Genomic DNA, 18,984 nt, shown 5'->3' on the forward strand with positions numbered 1-18,984 from the left:
GCCGGCCCCGGCTCAGCGCGCCTCAAGCACGCGCACGGCGAAGGTGGCGAGCCAGTGCTCGCCCTCGTAGCTGCCCGTGGCCAGGTGCGGCAGGGAGGCCCGGGCGTGCCGGTCCGCGGCCCGCACCAGGGCGGCGCGGCGCGGGTCCGCGGGCCCGAGGGCGCGCCCCAGCTCGTACAGGGCCCGGGCGCGGCTCAGGTTCAGGCCGTCCAGGTGGACGATCTTGGGATCCGTGCGATCCGACACCACCGCCGGGACCAGCGCGCCGGGCAGGCCCGGGAGGAAGCCGTCCAGCCACCGGACGAAGCGGTCCCGGGGCAGCAGCCGGGCCATGAGGGCCGCCTCCTCCAGGCAGGGCGAGAGGAAGTCCTCCCCGCCCGGCTCCCAGGCCAGGGGCCCCCGGCGGTCCTTCGCGAACCAGGCGCGGGCGCGGTCGAGGATCGCCGCCTCCAGCCGGGTGTCCTTCGCCTCCCTCGCGTAGTCCAGGGCCAGGTCCAGGCTGAAGGCCGAGTTGGGATGCACGCCGGTGCGGATGGGGTAGGTCTGCTTCGGCAGGAAGTCCAGGAAGGCCTGCGACACCCGGTCTGCCAGCGGCTGGAGGGCCGCGGACCAGCGCCGGGCCTCGGGCGCGTCCCAGGCCCTCAGCTCCGCCGTCAGCTTGAGCAGCCAGGCCCAGCCGTAGGTGCGCTCGAAGCTGCGCCGGTTGGGCTGGCCGAGGTAGGCCACCTCCGCCGCGATGGGGCCCGGCGAGAGGTGTTCATCCAATACCGCACGGATCTCCGCCGCCCGGGCCATCTCCGGATGGGTGCGCAGCAACCGGACCAGCATCCAATGCCCATGCACCGACGAGTGCCAGTCGAAGCAGCCGTAGAAGGCCGGGTGCAGGTCCTTCGGCCCCTTCACCTCGCCCGCCCCGTTCATCACGTGGTCCAGCTTGTTCGGGTACTCCTGCCGCACGCACTTCAGCGCCAGCGCCGCGAAGCGGTCCGCCGCCGCGTCCGTCAGGACGAGGTCCGTCTCCTGTGCCCGGACCACGCTCCCCGCCGCCATCACCGCCAGACCGAATGCCCAGGCCCTCGCCGCCATGTGTCCCCTCCTGCCGCTGGATTCTAGCTTCCAGTTTGCTAGACTGGACGGCCTGGAGAGATGGCCGAGCGGTTGAAGGCGCCTGACTCGAAATCAGGTTTGGGGGTGACCTCAACGGGGGTTCGAATCCCTCTCTCTCCGCCACTTAGGCCCTCCCGCCAGGAAGGGCCTTTTCCTTTCGTGCTACCACCGCGCTACCACCGAGCAAAGGCAATGGACGGGATTGGGAACATTCCTGGCAGAATCCCAATCATCCAACCAACGGCGAATGCCGTTCCCAGCGGCCAGGAATCCAATGACCAAGGTTCTCGAAGCACTACCCGATGGCAAGATCTGCGATTACATCGACGGCAAGATTCGCAACGACACCCCAGAAGAATACGTCCGTCAAAACATTGAGCGGCGTCTCGTCCTAGAGCTTGGCTTCTCATCCGACCAAATCGCGGTTGAGTTTCAGATTCAGATGGGAGTAAAGAAGACGCGTGTAGATTTGGCCATATTTCCAGAGGGTAAGGATCATCTTCAGGACAATATTTGGATCATTATCGAATGCAAGCGCGACACTATACCCCCCTCTAGTCAAAAGGATGGAGCTGCGCAGTTAAAGAGTTACATGACAGCCTGCCCAAATGCGCAATGGGGCATGTGGACCAACGGGAAGCACAAGGCTGTATATCGAAAAGTTCAGATTGATGGCGCAACGGAGTGGGAGGAACCAAATGACATTCCGGCTAAGAATGGTGATCCCGAAGAGGTAGATCGCCCCAAAAGGGATGAATTAAAACATGCCTCCGACGACAATATGTTATTTTCATTTAGGATTTGTCATGACCATATTTACGTAACTGATGGCATGCAAAAACAGCCAGCCTTTTTTGAATTATTGAAAGTTATATTCTGCAAAATTTGGGATGAACGAAATATCCCTGAACCACTCGAATTTTTTGCAACAGCCAAGGAAAAGGCCTCATCTGATGGTCAACTCACAGTAAAGAATCGCCTCGGAAAAATCTTCAAGAAGGTGCGAGAGCAATACCTCGCTATTTTCGATGCAAATGATGAAATTAAGTTACAGCCACGATCACTTGCATATGTGGTAGGAGAGCTCCAGCGCTATAGCTTCCTGGACACGGATATTGATGTGAAGGGGAAAGCCTATGAAGAGTTGGTTGGTGCGAATCTCCGCGGTGACCGCGGAGAGTTTTTTACTCCTCGTAATGTCCAAACTATGGCCATTCGAATGCTAGATTTAAAGCGAGGCGAACGGATCCTGGATCCATCTTGTGGTACGGGTGGATTCCTGGTCATCGCCATGGCCCAAATGATCAACCAACTGAGAACCGAAGCCGGGCGTGGTCGATCAGAAGCTCAACGGCTCGCTATTCAAGAGAGAGTTAAACGATTAGCTGGGGATTGTTTCTTTGGGATCGACATCAACCCCGACCTCGTCAAAGCCACAAAAATGAACATGGTAATGAATAATGACGGCGCAGGAAACATCCTTCGACAAGATAGTCTCCTCCATCCACATGCTTGGGAAAGTGATTTCAGAGATGCCTTTGCTGCCTCTGTAAAAGTTAAACCCAATCAGATTCGAGGGCCAAAGGATCTGGCATTGTTTGACGCCATCGCCACAAACCCACCATTCGGTTCAAAACTACCCATAAAAGACCGAGAAATTCTATCCCAATTCAAGCTAGGACACGTTTGGCGAAAATCCTCTAAGGGATGGGAACCAACAGAGCAAGTGCAGAATTCTCAACCACCCGAAATTCTTTTTATTGAGCGATGTTGGCAATTCTTGAAGCCGGGTGGCCGCATGGCTATTGTGCTTCCAGACGCCATCCTGGGCGCGCCAGGGCTAGCCTATGTCCGTCATTGGATGCTTACGCACTGCCGCATTGTGGGATCAATCGATCTCCATCCTGACACCTTTCAACCCCGAAACGGCACGCAAACATCTGTGCTTATCCTCCAACGAAAAACTGAGGAGGAAATGACAAAAGAGGCTCTTCAAGGATCTTTGAGTGACTACGAGATTTTCATGGCTGAAATCAAGGCCATAGGCCATGACAAGCGAAATAATAAGGTGTTTAAGCGCGATGAGGATGGTCAAGAAATTTTAATTAGTCCTAAAATTTCCCATATGGAACACACTGCAAATGGAAAAGGGACTGTCCGTCATGCCCCGCGTTTAAAGGTATTGGACGACGACACCCCAGAAGTTGCTGCGGAATTCTTGACCTGGAAAATCGAGAAGGTGTTGGGATGGTGAAAACCGCCGTCAAAACTCAGCCCTATTCGAATGGTCCGATATTTAGGCACTCTATCGGCGTGTCATTACGAGAGGTTTTGAAGGCAGGGGAGCGTTTGGAAGCGTCGGCCTTCAACCTGGAAGCTAAGAAGGCCATTGAGGAGCTTGATGCTGCTCCTTATAACTTGGTGCCCCTATTTGGCCACGGAGGGCTTGCACATGAAGCCCATAATGCTTTCAGATTTAAAAGAATTTGGGTCCGCCCTCCTCATGGTATTCCTTTTCTGTCTAGCTCTGATATTATTGCACTAAATCCAGAGCCAGAAGGGTATTTGAGCTTAAAACACACTAAACGAATTGATCATTTAAAGATAAGACTTTGGGACGTTCTTATTTCATGTTCTGGAACGATTGGGAATGTTGCTTTAGCCGGACAATCCATTGAAGGAATGGCGCTGTCTCAGCACGCAATCCGTCTTCGCTCCATAGAACCGGAACTGGCGGGATTCATTGCCGCTTTTTTGCGCACACGCTGGGGACGTCTGCAGATGACCCAAGCCACCTACGGATCAGTGGTTGTTCATATCGAGCCAAACCACTTGAAAAGAATACAAGTGCCAGATATTCCAACCCTCATGCGCTTCCAAATTGGCCGAGCGATGGTAGAGGCCACTGAAGCAAGAGACGAGGCCAATAACCTCCTCAAACATGCAGGCAAGTTATTGCATGAGCGTCTTGGGTTACCCCCGGTCAGTGACTTGGGTGCCGAAAACCCAGGTCCACGCTGCAGTCAAATTCGTGCATCAACCTTAGAGGACCGCTTAGAGGGCAGTTATCATTCTCCCGAAGTATATCGAGTTCTTCAATTAATTAAAAAACTGCCTATTACCACGCTGACCCTTGGTGATCCCAATATTTCTAAAAACATCTTTTCAGTCACCAAATTCCGCAAACGGGTCTATGTGCCCAAAGGCGGAATTCCCATGCTCAGCAGTAAACAGATATTCCAAATCGACCCAATCGACATCAAACGATTAGCTAAGGGTGCACATACTAAAGACCTCCCTGAAATCCAACTTGCTGAACACATGGTACTGGTGACAAGGTCGGGAACAACCGGAAAAACCTTTCTAGTCCCGAAATATATGAGCGGTTGGACTGCTAGTGAACATGCAAATCGGATTGTGCCTGCTGATACCTGTAATCCTGGGTACCTATACGTGTGGTTGGCATCTGATCTTGGGCAACTCCTCGTTAAACGGCAGGCCTATGGCTCTGTAATCCAAGAAATTGATCGATTTCAACTCGCCACCATCCCAGTGCCTTGGCCATCCGCAGAAGTTCGAGATGAGATTGGTAATCTTGCCCTTCGCGCAAGCACCCTTCGAACGAAGGCATGGATCCTCGAGCAGAAAGCACTCGAAGAATTGAATGATTTGGTTCTTGGCCTACGTCAAAAGGACATTACACCAATCGAATAACGCCTCATTACCTAATGAGAAAAGATGGCCGTGTTCGGACAATGGCGTGTCGGTCTTGCCGCCCGGGCTTAGAGAGGGCGCTGACTGCGGAACATTCACTCGCCTTTCTTGAATCGCTTCTGGAGCTTGCTGATGCGGCGCCACTTCTCCTCGCGCTCCCGCCAGAGGTGTTCGTCGCTGCGGGCGGCCTCGAAGGCCGCTTCCCGGCGCAGGCGCAGGTAGTGGCCGTATCGATCCGGATCGATGGCGCCTCCCGCGAGGGCGGCCTGCACGGCACACTCCGGCTCGGCGCCGTGGGTGCAGTCCCTGAAACGGCATCCTTCCGCCAGGGCCGCGATGTCGGAAAAGGCGGTGTCCAGGTCGGAGCCCTCGACGCAGAGGCCGACTTCGCGAATGCCCGGGGTGTCGATGAGGCAGCCGCCGCCCGGCAGCAGGAAGAGCTCCCGCAGTGAGGTGGTGTGGCGGCCCCGGCCGTCCGAGGCCCGCACTTCCTGCGTGCGCCGCATCTCGCTGCCCATCAGGGCGTTGAGGAGGGCGGACTTCCCGGCCCCCGAGGACCCCACCATGACGCCGGTGCGCCCCACGGGAAGAAGGTCCTGGAGCGCTTCCAGGCCCTCGCCGCTCCACGCGGAGATCGCCCGGACCATCACGCCGGGGGCGATCCCTTCAATCCGGGTGGAGAAGGCCTTCCACTGCGCGTTCAGATCGCGCTTGGTGAGCACCACCATGGGTTGGGCGCCGCTGCCCCAGGCCAGGGCCAGCAGCCGCTCCATGCGCGCCGGGTTGAAGTTGCGGTCCAGCCCCATGACCAGCAGGACCACGTCGAGGTTGGCCGCGAGGCACTGGGGGCGGCCGCCGGGTCCAGCCCCCTGCCGCAGGAGCGAAGCTCCGCGCGGGAGCAGCTCGATGACCGAGGCTTTCGAGGGGCCGGGGTTCGGCTGGAGAACGATCCAGTCCCCGGCGCAGAGGCTCAGCCCGTCGCGCTGGAGGCGTTCCCGCAGGTGGCCCGTGGGCACGCCCCAGTGTTCGCCGTGAGCGGTCTGGGCGAGCACGAGGCCACGGGTCGCAGCCACGATGCGCCCCGGCTCGCAGCCTGGCTGGAGACATCTGCCATAGGCCTCGGCGCGGGCTGGAGTCCAACCATAGGGCTCGAGGGGATTGAATGAAGGCAGGCCGGGGCCTGCGGGAGCGTGCGCAGGATGCGTCATGGTGGATTTCCTGGATGAATGGCCGCTCAAGCCCCTGGGCGGGGGCGCTTCTGAGTGGGTGAGGGCCGGAGCCTAGGCTTCGGCCCTGGAGGCTTCAACCGTCTCCAGGCTCATCCAGGTTGTCGTGTGCTGATGGCGCATCCAGACTCCGCCTCCAAGATGAGGGGGCACCGGCCGGAAGGCAAGCCCGCCGTCGGGAGAACCCCTGCCATCCGGGTCACGCCAGCTTCGCCTTCGCCACGCAGAACCGGCAGACGGCGCCGCCTTTGGCGATGCAGGTCTCGAGGTGGACGTCCATCCCGGTGGCGCGCTCGATGAGGCTGACGTCGAACTGGCACAGCTCCGGGTGCGCCTTGGCCACGGAGTGGTAGACGCAGTTGACCGCCTCGATGGCGCCCTCTCCGGCGGAACCCCCGGGCTTCAGGACGGCCCGGTAGCCCAGGTCGTTCATGAGGGCGGTGACCTTCCGCAGCCGCTGGGCCGGCGGATCGGCAGGGTTCACCTGGCCCTCCAGGGAGGCCGCCACAGACCCGGCGAGGTTCCTCATGAAGGATCGGGCGGCGCCGGGCCCCAGATCCTGGGCGAGCTGGGCCAGGATGGCGTTGGCCAGCCAGGAGTACTGCTTGGGAAAGGCGTCGATCCCCTGGTCGGAGATCAGGTAGTGCCGCCGCGGTCGGCCCACGGCTCCCTTCGTGTCGGTGTAGGTGAGGTAGCCGAGGTCCATCAGCCTCAGGACATGCTGCTGCACCGCCGTCCGGGTGAGGCCCAGGTGCGTGGCCAGCTCGTCCAGCGAGGCGCCTTCGTGGTGGCTGAGCAGGTGCTCCAGGATCTTGCGCTGGTTCTCGTGCAGGTTCTTCATGGCCGCCTCCGGAGGCGCGTGTCCGAGTGAGAGTTCAGTGAGAGTTTAAACAATTTAAACATTCTTGTTTGTTTTTATCGAACCCCTAGATTCGGAGGGTGCGCCACTGGAGCGCCCGTCCGCTCAAGGAGTCCGCCATGAAACCGCCCCTGAAATACGCCCTGGCCCTCCCGGTCCTGGCCCTGCTCGCCGCCGCCGCCTGCACATCCAGCCACCGCGCGGCAGCCGTGCCGGGAGAGCCGCCCCTGGACCCCGCCCTGGTGGCCCAGGGCAAGGTCATCTTCCGGAATGACACCTTCGGGGATGAGGCCTTCTGGACGGACACCCTGGGCATGCACCAGGTGATCGCCGCCGCCGTGGATCCCACCACCGCCCTGTCCGTGGGCCTGAAGGTGGACGCCGAGGCGCTGCCCCCGGCGGTGGTGCAGGGAATCCAGAGCGGGGCCATCAGCCTGACGGACCCGGCCACCACGGTGGCCCTCCTGAAGCTCAACGCCGTCGTGGGCGTGAAGGGCACGGTGGAGAGCGTCAACGGGAAGGACACCCTCACGCGGGTCGGCATCACCTGCGCGCTGTGCCACTCCACCGTGGACGATTCCTTCGCGCCGGGCATCGGCAAGCGCCTGGACGGCTGGGCCAACCGCGACCTGAACCCCGGCGCCATCATCGCCCTCTCCCCCGCGGTGCCCGCGGGCGCCAAGGCCGTCTACGCCTCCTGGGGCAAGGGCAGGTACGATCCCCGCTTCAACCTGGACGGCCAGAACGGGCCCCAGGTGATCCCCCCCGCCTACGGCCTGCTGGGCGTGCACAGCGTCACCGCCACCGGGGACGGCACCGAGCTGGCCTACTGGAACCGCTACGTGGCCGTGACCCAGATGGGCGGCCAGGGCAGCTTCTCCGAGCCCCGCACGGGCGTGAACGTGACGAACGGGACGACGGACCTGGTGTCCTCCAAGCTGCCGGCCCTCCAGGCCTACCAGCTGAGCATCGCCGCGCCGCGGCCGCCGGCCGGGAGCTTCGATGCCGCCGCCGCGGTCCGGGGCAAGGCGGTCTTCGAGGGCCCGGGCAAGTGCGCCGCCTGCCACGCGGGCCCGACGTTCACGGATGCCAACCTCAGGCTCCACTCGCCCAGCGAGGTGGTCAGCGAGCCCGAGCCCGCGGGGGTGCCCAGCTACGCCTCGCGGAGCGCCACCAAGATGTACCGGACCGCGCCCCTGGCGGGGCTGTGGCAGCACGCGCCCTACTTCCACAACGGGACGGCCCCCACGCTCGGCGCGGTCGTCGACACCTATGACACCCGGAAGGGCCTGGGGCTGACCCCCGCGCAGAAGGCGGACCTCGTCGAGTACCTGAAGAGCCTGTGAGGCTCTCCTGAACGAAAGGACACACACCATGAACGACCGACTGAACACCAGCTGGTGGGCCCTGCGCATCGGCCTCGGCGCCGCGCCCTTCCTGGCCGGACTGGACAAGTACTTCAACCTCCTCGCCAAGTGGGAGCTGTACCTGAACCCCCTGGCGCTGCGCGTGATCCCGGTCTCCCCCGCCACCTTCATGCGCGCCATCGGGCTGGTGGAGATGGCCGTGGGCCTGGCCATCCTCACCCGCTGGACCCGCCTGGGGGCCTACGTGGCCGGCCTCTGGCTCGTGGGCATCGCCCTGAACCTGCTCACCATGGGCGCCTACTTGGACGTGGCGGTCCGGGACCTTCTGCTCGCCCTCGCGGCCTACACGCTGGCCCAGCTCACCGAAGTGAGGGAGGCGGCCGGGGCCTGATCCTCCCAGGGCCTGCCCCCACCCCCACTGCCCTGCGCCCGCCCTCCGGCGGGCGCTTTGCGTTGGATGGGCGCCCGGGAATTCAATAATACTTAATCAATTTAATTAAACAGATTGACAATCCATCCAGCTCCGTGGAATCTGGGGTGACCGCCTCCCCAGGCCGCCCCCGGAGCACCCCATGCCCGATCCCCATCGCATCGAGCAGGTCCCCAGCCCAACCGCATCCACCGCAGGCTTCGTCAGCCTCATCGGCGCGGGCCCCGGCCACCCCGACCTGATCACGGTCCGGGGCCTCCGGGCCCTGGAGGCTGCCGAGGTGGTGCTCTACGACGCCCTGCTGGATCCCTCCTTCGCGGCCCTCTTCCCGGCCGGGGCCCTGGCCATCCCCGTGGGCAAGCGCTGCGGCTCGGCCGGGACGGTCCAGGCGGACATCCACCGGCTGATGATCGGACATGCCCGCGCGGGACGCCGGGTGGCGCGCCTCAAGGGCGGCGATCCCCTCATCTTCGGGCGGGGCGGCGAGGAGGCCCTGGCCCTGGAGGCCGCAAGCATCCCCTTCGACGTGATCCCGGGCGTGAGCGCCCTCCAGGGCGCCGCCGCGGGCGCGGGCTTCCCCCTCACCCACCGGGAGGTCAGCCGCCGCATCACGGTGCTGGAGGGCCACCACCTGCCCGCCACGACCGCCGCCTGGCGCGACCTGGCGGCCAGCGGCGGCACGATCGCCGTCTACATGGGCACCCGCACCCTCCGGGCCCTGGCCCGGGAGCTGCTGGCCCACGGCGCCTCGCCCGCCCTGCCCGTGGCGCTGGTGGAGCAGGCCCAGTGTCCGGGCCAGACCAGCACCTTCTCCACCCTGGCCCACGCGGCCTCCGGCGCCCTCCTCCCCGCCACTCCCGGCCCCGGAATCCTCTTCCTCGGCGAATCCCTCCACCACCGCTTCCACCCGACCCAGGAGATCCCCCATGAGCCTGCTGCCCTTGTTCCTGGATCTCCGCGGGAAGCAGGTGCTCGTGGTGGGCGGCGGGAGCGTCGCGCAGGCTAAGCTCCGCGCCCTCCGTCCCACGGGCTGCCGCATCCGGGCCGTCTCCCCGGCCTTCAATCCGGCCTTCCTGGCGGAGCTGGCAGCCTTCGACACCGAGCGCCACGACCGCGCCTTCGTCCCGGAGGACCTGGACGGCGTCCACCTGGTCATCACCGCCACCAACGACCCGGCGGCCAACGCCGTCGTCGCCGCCCATGCCCGCTCCCAGAGCCTGTGGGTGAACGCCGTGGACGACGCCGCCTCCTGCGATGCCCTCTTTCCCAGCATCCTGCGCCGTGGGCCCTTCGTGGCCGCCCTCTCGACGGAAGGCGCCTTCGCCGGCCTGAGCCGCGTGGTGCGGGAGGCTCTGGAGGGCCTGGTGCCCGACGCCGCCATCCCTGAGTTCGAAGCCCTGGTCCAGCTCCGCCGCCAACTCCGCCAGTCCCTTCCCGATCCCGCCGAGCGCGCCGAACGGCTCCGCTCCCTCCTGCGCCAGGTCCAGCAGGAGGCCCTTCCCGCCGAGGCCCACCGATGACCCTCACCGCCATGGAAACCCTCAAGGCCGCCTCCCGCCACCTGCGGGGGACCCTCGCCGAGGAGCTCGCCAGCCCCGATCCCTCCTTCTCCAAGGACGGCCAGGCCCTGGTGAAGTTCCACGGCTTCTACCAGCAGAAGGAGCGGGGCGCCGCCGACAAGCCGCCCGTCCTGATGCTGCGGGGCCGCATCCCCGGCGGGCGCCTCAGCCCGGACCAGTACCTGGCCTGGGACGGCTTGGCGGATCAGTACGGGGACGGCACCCTGCGCCTCACCGCGCGCCAGAGCATCGAGCTGCACGGCGTCCTCAAGGGCGATCTCAAGGCCACCCTGCAGGGCATCCACGACGCCCTGCAGACCACCAAGGGCGCCTGCGGCGACGTGGTCCGCACCGTCACCCAGGCCCCCAATCCCTGGCTGCGGCCGGACCTGGCCCAGCTGGACGCCGTGGTGGACCGGCTGGCTTCGCACTTCCAGGCCACCTCCAACGCCTACGCCGAGATCTGGCTGGACGGCGAGCGGGTGGACCCGGAGCGCGAGCAGGAGCGGCTCTTCGGCGCCACCTACCTGCCCCGCAAGTTCAAGATCAGCGCCACGGTCACCGGCGAGAACCTGGTGGACCTCTACACCAACGACCTGGGCTTCGCCGCCACCTTCGATGACGGCGGGCTCCTGGACGGCTTCTTCGTGGTGGCGGGCGGCGGCCTGGGCATGACCCATGGCGACGCCACCACCTTCCCCCGGGTGGCGGACGAGCTGGGCTGGATCCCGGCGGCGGCGCTCCTTCCCGTGGCCGAGGCCGTCGTCGGCGTGCACCGCGACGAGGGCAACCGCGAGGACCGTAAGCGCGCCCGCCTCAAGTACGTCATCGCCCGCAAGGGCCTGCCCTGGTTCAAGGCTGAGGTGGAGGCCCGCGCCGGCCTGACCTTCGAGGCCCGGCCCCTGCCGCCCTGGCGCACCTCCCCGGTGCTGGGCTGGCTGGACCGCACGGACGGCACCCTGGCCCTGGGGCTCTCCGTCCCCTCGGGCCGCATCGCGGGAAGCCTCAAGGCGGCCCTGCGCGAGGTGATCGCCACCTTCCGGCCCTCGTCCCAGGTCAGCCCGGACCAGGACCTGATCCTGCTGGGCCTGGCGCGAGAGGATCGCCCCGCCGTGGAAGCCCTGTTCCGGAAGCACGGCCATGCGCTGGAGGCCGTGGATCCCCTGGCCGCCCGGGCCATGGCCTGCGTGGCCCTGCCCCTCTGCGGCCTGGCCCTCACCGAGGCCGAGCGGGCCATGCCGGACTTCCTCGGCCAGGTCCGGAGCGCCCTGGCCCGCCAGGGACTCGCGGGCCGCACCCTCATCTTCCGCGTCACCGGCTGCGCCAACGGCTGCGCCCGGCCCTACACCGCCGAGCTGGCCCTGGTGGGGCAGACCTCGAAGAGCTATGCCCTCTATGTGGGCGGCGACCCGGAGGGCACCCGCCTGGCCTTTCCTGTGCGCCACAAGCTGGCCGTGGACGCCCTGCCCACGGCCCTGGACGCCCTGTTCGGCGCCTGGGCCCGGGAAGGCCGCCCCGCCGAGGCCTTCGGGGACTTCGCCGCCCGCGCCGGTGCCGAAGCTCTGAGCCACCTCCTGGAACCCGAAAGCTGAGGCCGCCTATGTCCACCCCCTTTCCCCAGCCACCGCCGGGCCTCGACGCCCAGGCCCTCGTCCAGTGGGCCGCGGATACCTTCGGCGACGAGTTGGCGCTGGCCTGCAGCGCCGCCGTGGAAGACAGCGTCCTGGTCCACCTGGCGGCCCAGACCGGCCATCCCGTGCGGGTCTTCATGCTCGACACGGGCCGCCTCCACCCCGAGACCCACGAGACCTTCGAGCGGCTCCGCACCCGCTATCCGGGGCTGCGCTTCGAGGCCTACGCCCCCGAGGCCGCGGAGGTGGAAGCCCTCGTGCGGGACCAGGGGCTCTTCGGCTTCCGCGAAGGCCTGGATCAGCGCCACGCCTGCTGCGAGATCCGCAAGGTGCGCCCCTTGAAGCGCGCCCTGGCAGGTTCCCGGGCCTGGCTCACGGGCCTGCGCCGGGAGCAGAGCCCCACCCGCACGGATCTTCAGGCCACGGAAGCCGACGGCGGCACCCCCGAGCGCCTGAAGGTCGCCCCCCTGCTGGACTGGGACACGGCGCGCGTCTGGGCCTTCGCGAAGGAGCACCACATCCCCACCCATCCCCTGCACGCCGCGGGCTACCCCTCCATCGGCTGCGCCCCCTGCACCCGGGCCATCCAGCCCGGCGAGGACCTGCGCGCGGGCCGCTGGTGGTGGGAGCGGCCCGAGCACAAGGAATGCGGCCTCCACAACCGTGCCGGCAAGAACGAAGGGGGACCGCCCAGTCGCTCCGCTCCCTCTGATGCGACGCATGCGTCGCATCCCCTCGTGCTCCCCCACGCGGTGCCCGGGCAAAGCCCGGACACCACGCCTGCCGCGAAACAAACGAGAGAACCATGACGAAGACCCTCACGCACCTCCAGGCCCTGGAAGCCGAAGCCATCCACATCCTCCGGGAGGTGGCGGGCCAGTGCTCGAATCCCGCGCTCCTTTTCAGCGGCGGCAAGGACAGCCTCGTGCTCCTCCGCCTGGCAGAGAAGGCCTTCCGGCCCGGCCGCTTCCCCTTTCCCCTGCTGCACATCGACACCGGCCACAACTACCCCGAGGTGATCGCCTTCCGCGACCGCCGCGCCGCAGAGCTGGGCGAGCGGCTCATCGTGCGCACCCTGGACGAGAGCATCGCCAAGGGCCGCATCGTGCTGCGCCAGGCCCATGAAAGCCGCAACCGACACCAGAGCGTGACCCTGCTGGACGCCGTGGACGAGTTCAGGTTCGACTGCCTCATCGGCGGCGCCCGCCGGGACGAGGAGAAGGCCCGGGCCAAGGAGCGCATCTTCAGCTTCCGCGACGAGTTCGGCCAGTGGGACCCCAAGAACCAGCGGCCTGAGCTGTGGAACCTCTACAACGCCCGCATCCACCCCGGCGAGCACATCCGCGCCTTCCCCATCTCCAACTGGACGGAGCTGGATGTGTGGCAGTACATCGCCGAGGAAGGGCTGGAGCTGCCCTCCATCTACTTCGCCCATGAGCGGGAGGTGGTGGTGCTGCCGGGCGGCGCCCTGCTGCCGGTGACGCCCCTCACGCCGGTGTCCGAGGGCGCCGTGTCCGTCCGCATGTCGGTCCGCTTCCGTACCGTGGGCGACATCAGCTGCACCGCTCCCGTCCCCAGCGAGGCCGGCACGCTGGCGGCCATCGTCAAAGAGACCGCCACCACGGAGATCACGGAGCGCGGCGCCACGCGCCTCGACGACCAGACCAGCGAGGCCTCCATGGAGCAGCGCAAGAAGGAGGGGTACTTCTGATGACCCAGGACCATCTCGTGGACAACGGCCTGCTGCGGTTCATCACCTGCGGCAGCGTGGACGACGGCAAGAGCACGCTCATCGGGCGCCTGCTCTACGACAGCAAGGCCATCCTGGCGGACGCCCTGGACGCCCTGGCCGCCTCCAGCCGCAAGCGCGGCCTGGAGGAGGTGGACCTCTCCCTCCTCACGGACGGTCTCTCCGCCGAGCGGGAGCAGGGCATCACCATCGATGTGGCCTACCGCTACTTCAGCACGGGCACCCGGAAGTACATCCTGGCCGACGCGCCCGGCCACGAGCAGTACACCCGCAACATGGTGACGGGCGCCTCCACGGCGGACCTGGCCATCGTCCTCATCGATGCTCGAAAAGGAGTACTGCCCCAGACCCGGCGCCACATGACCCTGGCCAGCCTCATGGGCATCCGCCATGTGGTGGTGGCCATCAACAAGATGGACCTGGTGGGCTATGACGAGGGCGTCTTCCGCCGCATCCAGGCGGAGGTGGCGCCCCTGGTCCGCAAGCTGGAGATCCCCCACCTCCAGTACGTGCCCCTGTCCGCCCTCAAGGGCGACATGGTGGTGGAGAGGGGGGTGAATCTGGCCTGGTTCGATGGCCCCACCCTCATGGAGCTCCTCGAAGGCGTGGACCTGGATGCCCGGGACCTCGACGCGCCCTTCCGCTTCCCCGTGCAGCTCGTCTGCCGGCCCCGCACCGGCGGCCTCCTGGACTACCGCGGCTACCAGGGCCGCATCGAGAGCGGCTCCGTGGCCCCCGGTGACGCCGTGACGCTCCTGCCCTCGGGCGTGCGCACCACCGTACGGCGGGTGGAGTTCTTCGGGGAGGACCTGGCGCGCGGCGTGGTGGGACAGAGCGTGACCCTGCATCTGGCCGACGAGGTGGACGTGAGCCGCGGCGACCTCATCGCCGGCAGCGCCGGAGCCCCGGTGCCCGTGCGGAACCTGGACGCCACCCTCTGCTGGCTGGGTGAGAAGCCCCTGGACCCCGGGAGCCGCCTGGTCCTGCGCCACGGCACCCGGGAGGTGCGGGCCAAGGTGCAAGAGATCCTCGGCCGCTTCGACCTCCAGGCCCTAGAGTCCCTGCCCGCTTCGGAACTCCGCATGAACGACATCGCCACGGTGAACCTCCGCCTCCAGCAGCCGGTCGCCGCCGATCCCCACGGCTGGGTGCGCAGCGGCGGCTCCTTCATCCTCGTGGACGAAGCCACCCACGCCACCGTTGCCGCCGGCCTCGTGCTGGCGCAGGAGAACTACTGATGACGGGGGGAAAGGATTCACCACGAAGACAGGAAGATCACGAGGAACGGAACAAACACTCGCGGAGAAAAGATGAGGAAGCGGAGGATGCGGAGCCTTCAAGCCTGGGTCCTTTCTCTGGGCCCTCTGCTGTCTCTGCGACCCTCCGCGAGTGTAGTTCCTTACTTTTTTCTTCTTCGTGGTCTTCCCGTCTTCGTGGTGAAAGCGGTTTTCCCCAGTCATGAACGCTGCGTGGCATGACTCGATCGGCAGGATCGCTTCCCTTCTTTTCGCCCATTGATTCCAGACATTTTCGAAAGATGGCCTCATGAAACCTTTCCTTACGGTCTTCTTGTTTCTCGCCTCCGTCGGCGCCCCGCTCCAGGCCCAGTCCCTGAAGCTGCTCAACGTCTCCTACGATCCGACGCGGGAGCTGTACCAGGCCCTCAACCCGGTCTTCGCGGCCCAGTGGAAGGCGAAGACAGGACAGACTGTGTCCATTTCGCAGTCCCACGGCGGCTCGGGCAAGCAGGCGCGGTCGGTGATAGACGGGCTGCCCGCGGACGTGGTGACTCTGGCCCTCGCCCACGACATCGACGCCCTCGCCTCCCAGCGCCAGCTGCTCCCCGCGACCTGGCAGCAGCGCCTCCCGCGCAACAGCTCCCCCTACGTCTCCACGGTGGTGTTCCTGGTCCGGGCTGGCAATCCCAGGGGCATCCGCGACTGGAATGACCTCCTCAAGCCCGGCGTGCAGGTGATCACGCCCAACCCCAAGACCAGTGGCGGCGCGCGCTGGAACTACCTGGCGGCCTGGGGCCAGGCCCTGACTCAGAAGGGCGGCTCCGAGGCCAAGGCCCGCGCCTACGTGACCGAGCTGTTCAAGCGGGTGCCCGTGCTGGACAGCGGAGCCCGGGGCGCCACCACCACCTTCGTGGAGCGGGGTCTGGGCGACGTGCTGCTGGCCTGGGAGAACGAGGCCCTGCTGGTGTCGGAGGGCACCGGCAAGGGCAAGTTCCAGATCGTCCTGCCCTCCAGCAGCATCCTGGCTGAGCCCTCCGTGGCCTGGGTGGACAGGGTGGTGCAGCGGAAGGGCACCGCCGCCGTGGCCAAGGCCTACCTGGAGTTCCTCTACACGCCGGAGGCCCAGGCCATCATCGCCCGGAACGGCTTCCGCCCCTCCGATCCCAAGGCCCTGAAGGACGCGGGCTCGAAGTTCCCCAAGCTGAGGCTCTTCACCGTCGCCGATCCCTTCGGGGGCTGGGGGCACGCCCACGAGACCCACTTCAAGGACGGCGGCACCTTCGACCAGATCACCGCCCGGAAGTAGAAGAAGGGAACCCCAGTGAAGCCCCGCCGTCCCGGATTCGCCCTCAGCGCAGGCATCACCCTGCTGGGCGCCAGCCTCATGATCCTCCTGCCCCTGGCCGCCCTCGCCTTCAAGGCGGGCCACGCCAAAGTCGGGACCTTCGCAGCCCTGCTGGGGGATCCGCGGGTGCGGACGGCCTGCCTGTTCAGCCTGGGGGCCGCCCTCATCGCGGCCCTCTTCAACCTGCTGTGGGGTTCGCTCCTGGCCTGGGTGCTGGTGCGCTATCCCTTTCCCGGGCGGCGCCTGGCGGATGCCCTGGTGGACCTGCCCTTCGCCCTGCCCACCGCCGTGGCGGGCCTCACGCTGGCCTCGCTCTACGGCCCCACCGGCTGGATCGGGCGCCTGCTGCCGTTCTCCGCGGTCTACAACCAGGCCGGCGTCGTGCTGGCCCTCAGCTTCGTGAGCCTGCCCTTCGTGGTGCGCAGCCTCCAGCCCGTGCTGGAGGAGCTGCCCCGGGACATGGAGGAGGCCGCCGCCTGCCTCGGCGCCTCGCGCTGGGCCACCCTGCGCCGGGTGGTGCTGCCCCAGCTCCTGCCGGCCCTGCTCAGCGGCTTCGCCCTCTCCTTCGCCCGGGCCGTGGGCGAGTACGGCAGCGTGGTCTTCATCTCCGGCAACCTGCCGTTCAGGACCGAGATCGCGCCTCTGCTCATCGTGGTGAAGCTGGAGCAGTACGACTACGACGGCGCCGTGGCCCTGGCGGTCATCATGCTCACCGTCTCCCTGCTGGTGCTGCTGGGGGTCCACCTGCTGCACCGCCGCTTCGGGGGGGCCAGCCGCCATGCCTGAGATGCCCCTACCCGCCGAGGGCGTGGGCGAGCCCCGCTGGCTGCGGTGGACCCTCACCGCCCTGGCCCTCGCCTTCCTGCTGGGGTTCCTGGTGCTGCCCCTGGCCAACATCTTCCATGCCGCCCTGTCCGAAGGCTGGCGCGTCTTCCTGGCCAGCCTGCGGGACGAGGAGGCAGCCCTAGCCATCCGCCTCAGCCTGACGAGCTCTGCCGCCGCCGTGCTGCTCAGCACGGTCTTCGGCCTGGCGGCGGCCTGGTTCCTGGGCCGCCACCGGGTCCCCGGCCACGGGCTCTGGGTGGCGGTGCTGGACCTGCCCTTCGCCATCTCGCCCGTGGTGGCGGGCCTCATGTTCGTGCTGCTCTTCGGCCTGGACGGCTGGTTCGGCCCCTGGCTGGACCGGCACAACACCCAGGTCATCTTCGCCAAGCCGGGCATCATCCTGGCCACGGCCTTCGTCACCTTCCCCTTCGTGGCCCGGGAGCTGCTTCCGCTCGTGGAGGCCCTGGGGCCCGAAGCGGAAGAGGCCGCCCGGCTCCTGGGCGCCTCGCCTTGGCAGACCTTCCTGCGGGTCACCCTGCCTGCCCTGAAGTGGGGCCTGCTCTACGGCGTGATCCTCTGCGCCAGCCGGGCCATGGGGGAGTTCGGCGCCGTCAGCGTGGTGAGCGGCCACATCCGCGGCGAGACCATGACCCTGCCCCTGCACATCGAGGCCGTCTACAACGAGTACCAGTTCGGCGCCGCCTTCGCCTGCGCCAGCCTGCTGAGCCTGGTGGCCCTGGTGAGCCTCGCCCTGAAGTCCTTCGTCGCCTGGCGCGCCCGGCGGGACCGGGAGGGAACATGAGAAAGATCCACCACGGAGACACGGGGGGCGCAGAGAAGAGAACACGGAGAAACCCTGTCTTCCTCCGTGCTTCCCTCCGTGTTTCCCTCAGTGCCCTCCGTGTCTCCGTGGTGTTCCTTTTCCCTGGCGAGGTCGCATGAGCATCGAGATCCGGAACCTGTCCAAGCGCCTGGGGGGCAAGACCATCCTGGATCGCGTGAGCCTGGACATCCCCGAGGGCGGCCTCCTGGCCCTGCTCGGCCCCAGCGGTTCGGGCAAGACCACCCTGCTGCGCATCATCGCGGGCCTGGAGACCCCTGACGAGGGCGAGGTGCGGGTCCACGGGGAGGCCAGCCACGCCCGGCGGCCCCAGGACCGCCAGGTGGGCTTCGTCTTCCAGCACTACGCCCTCTTCCCCCACATGAGCGTGCGCCAGAACATCGCCTTCGGGCTGGACGTGAAGCCCCGCGCCCAGCGGCCCTCCCGCGAGGCCATCCGGGCGCGGGTGGACGAGCTGCTCCAGCTCATCCAGATGGGCAGCTACGGGCACCGCCTGCCCGCGGAGCTGAGCGGCGGCCAGCGCCAGCGGGTGGCCCTGGCCCGGGCCCTGGCGGTGGAGCCCCGCGTGCTGCTGCTGGACGAGCCCTTCGGGGCCCTGGACGCCCAGGTGCGCGCCGAGCTGCGCCACTGGCTGCGCCGCCTGCACGACGTCTCCAAGGTCACCACGGTCCTCGTCACCCACGACCAGGAGGAGGCCATGGAGGTGGCCGACACCGTGGCCGTCATGAACCGCGCCCGCATCGAGCAGGTGGGCCCCCCGCGGGACATCTACGACCACCCCGCCACGGCCTTCGTGGCCGGCTTCGTGGGCCAGATGAACCGCCTCCACCAGGTGGCCGAGGGCACGGCCTTCGCTCGGCCCCATGAGATGGAGCTGAGCCTGGATCCCGGCGAGGGCCAGGCGGCGCAGGTGGCGCGGCTGGCGCCCACGGGGGCCCTGGCCCGCCTGCGCCTGCGCCTCGCCTCCGGCGGCGAGGTGGAGGTGCACCTCACCCGCGACCGCCTGGCCGATCTCCAGATCGCCGAGGGCAGCCAAGTCTATGTCCGGCCGGCGCGGGTCCAGGTCTTCCCCGAGGATTACAGCATCTGAGG

The 18,984-nt window shown here is 66.4% G+C and carries 17 protein-coding genes and 1 tRNA gene; 15 read left to right on the plus strand and 3 right to left on the minus strand.

Going from position 1 to position 18,984, the window contains the following annotated elements; translation table 11 throughout:
- Nucleotides 1-12: 12 nt before the first annotated feature.
- Entirely contained in the window at nucleotides 13-1,050 is a 1,038-nt protein-coding gene (locus G398_RS0104150; protein WP_052571412.1) for a DUF2891 family protein, read from the minus strand.
- Nucleotides 1,051-1,140: 90 nt separating this feature from the next.
- Between G398_RS0104150 and G398_RS0104155 the strand changes: the two genes are divergently transcribed.
- The 3 genes from G398_RS0104155 to G398_RS20615 all read left to right on the plus strand — a co-directional run bounded on the left by G398_RS0104155 (nucleotide 1,141) and on the right by G398_RS20615 (nucleotide 4,821).
- Nucleotides 1,141-1,230, plus strand: a tRNA-Ser gene (locus G398_RS0104155).
- A gap of 151 nt (nucleotides 1,231-1,381) precedes the next feature.
- A complete protein-coding gene (locus tag G398_RS20150; RefSeq protein WP_084511968.1) occupies nucleotides 1,382-3,361 on the plus strand; it encodes a type I restriction-modification system subunit M in 1,980 nt (659 codons plus the stop codon).
- Nucleotides 3,355-4,821 (plus strand): restriction endonuclease subunit S, encoded by a 1,467-nt coding sequence (locus G398_RS20615; RefSeq protein WP_157492273.1) that lies wholly within the window; start codon nucleotides 3,355-3,357, stop codon nucleotides 4,819-4,821. Before G398_RS20150 ends, G398_RS20615 begins: the two co-directional genes overlap by 7 nt.
- Before the next feature lie 95 nt (nucleotides 4,822-4,916).
- On the opposite strand, the gene rsgA is transcribed toward G398_RS20615, so the two are convergent.
- Nucleotides 4,917-5,894: a ribosome small subunit-dependent GTPase A gene (gene rsgA / locus G398_RS0104165; protein WP_169720611.1), complete on the minus strand. Its 978-nt coding sequence runs from the start codon at nucleotides 5,892-5,894 to the stop codon at nucleotides 4,917-4,919.
- Nucleotides 5,895-6,246: 352 nt separating this feature from the next.
- On the minus strand, nucleotides 6,247-6,888 hold the full coding sequence (locus G398_RS0104170) for a helix-turn-helix transcriptional regulator (protein WP_026852653.1): 642 nt from the start codon (nucleotides 6,886-6,888) through the stop codon (nucleotides 6,247-6,249).
- A 137-nt stretch (nucleotides 6,889-7,025) separates the two neighbouring features.
- Between G398_RS0104170 and G398_RS0104175 the strand changes: the two genes are divergently transcribed.
- From G398_RS0104175 to G398_RS0104230, 12 genes are all read left to right on the plus strand, one after another.
- A complete protein-coding gene (locus G398_RS0104175) occupies nucleotides 7,026-8,252 on the plus strand; it encodes a c-type cytochrome (protein ID WP_026852654.1) in 1,227 nt (408 codons plus the stop codon).
- Nucleotides 8,253-8,280: 28 nt separating this feature from the next.
- Nucleotides 8,281-8,664, plus strand: coding sequence for a DoxX family membrane protein (locus tag G398_RS16180; protein ID WP_052571408.1), 384 nt, complete (start codon nucleotides 8,281-8,283; stop codon nucleotides 8,662-8,664).
- Between the two features lie 181 nt (nucleotides 8,665-8,845).
- On the plus strand, nucleotides 8,846-9,709 hold the full coding sequence (gene cobA / locus G398_RS16185) for a uroporphyrinogen-III C-methyltransferase (protein ID WP_052571410.1): 864 nt from the start codon (nucleotides 8,846-8,848) through the stop codon (nucleotides 9,707-9,709).
- A complete protein-coding gene (locus tag G398_RS0104190; RefSeq protein WP_026852655.1) occupies nucleotides 9,630-10,223 on the plus strand; it encodes a precorrin-2 dehydrogenase/sirohydrochlorin ferrochelatase family protein in 594 nt (197 codons plus the stop codon). The genes cobA and G398_RS0104190 overlap by 80 nt, the downstream gene beginning before the upstream one ends.
- On the plus strand, nucleotides 10,220-11,854 hold the full coding sequence (locus G398_RS0104195; protein WP_026852656.1) for an NADPH-dependent assimilatory sulfite reductase hemoprotein subunit: 1,635 nt from the start codon (nucleotides 10,220-10,222) through the stop codon (nucleotides 11,852-11,854). The genes G398_RS0104190 and G398_RS0104195 overlap by 4 nt, the downstream gene beginning before the upstream one ends.
- Nucleotides 11,855-11,862: 8 nt before the next feature.
- Nucleotides 11,863-12,702: a phosphoadenylyl-sulfate reductase gene (locus tag G398_RS16190; RefSeq protein ID WP_084511970.1), complete on the plus strand. Its 840-nt coding sequence runs from the start codon at nucleotides 11,863-11,865 to the stop codon at nucleotides 12,700-12,702.
- Entirely contained in the window at nucleotides 12,699-13,604 is a 906-nt protein-coding gene (cysD, locus tag G398_RS0104205) for a sulfate adenylyltransferase subunit CysD (RefSeq protein ID WP_026852657.1), read from the plus strand. The genes G398_RS16190 and cysD overlap by 4 nt, the downstream gene beginning before the upstream one ends.
- Entirely contained in the window at nucleotides 13,601-14,881 is a 1,281-nt protein-coding gene (locus G398_RS0104210) for a GTP-binding protein (protein WP_157492274.1), read from the plus strand. Before cysD ends, G398_RS0104210 begins: the two co-directional genes overlap by 4 nt.
- A 307-nt stretch (nucleotides 14,882-15,188) precedes the next feature.
- Nucleotides 15,189-16,187, plus strand: coding sequence for a sulfate ABC transporter substrate-binding protein (locus tag G398_RS0104215; protein ID WP_026852659.1), 999 nt, complete (start codon nucleotides 15,189-15,191; stop codon nucleotides 16,185-16,187).
- 15 nt (nucleotides 16,188-16,202) lie between these two features.
- Complete coding sequence (cysT, locus tag G398_RS0104220; RefSeq protein ID WP_026852660.1) at nucleotides 16,203-17,012, plus strand: sulfate ABC transporter permease subunit CysT; 810 nt, start codon at nucleotides 16,203-16,205, stop codon at nucleotides 17,010-17,012.
- The gene (gene cysW / locus G398_RS0104225) at nucleotides 17,005-17,853 is read left to right on the plus strand and encodes a sulfate ABC transporter permease subunit CysW (RefSeq protein WP_084511972.1); all 849 of its coding nucleotides are present in this window, start codon (nucleotides 17,005-17,007) and stop codon (nucleotides 17,851-17,853) included. Before cysT ends, cysW begins: the two co-directional genes overlap by 8 nt.
- Nucleotides 17,854-17,989: 136 nt before the next feature.
- Nucleotides 17,990-18,982: a sulfate/molybdate ABC transporter ATP-binding protein gene (locus G398_RS0104230; RefSeq protein ID WP_026852662.1), complete on the plus strand. Its 993-nt coding sequence runs from the start codon at nucleotides 17,990-17,992 to the stop codon at nucleotides 18,980-18,982.
- Nucleotides 18,983-18,984 lie beyond the last annotated feature (2 nt).

This window comes from Geothrix fermentans DSM 14018, assembly GCF_000428885.1.
In the GTDB taxonomy this organism is placed as follows: Bacteria; Acidobacteriota; Holophagae; order Holophagales; family Holophagaceae; genus Geothrix; species Geothrix fermentans.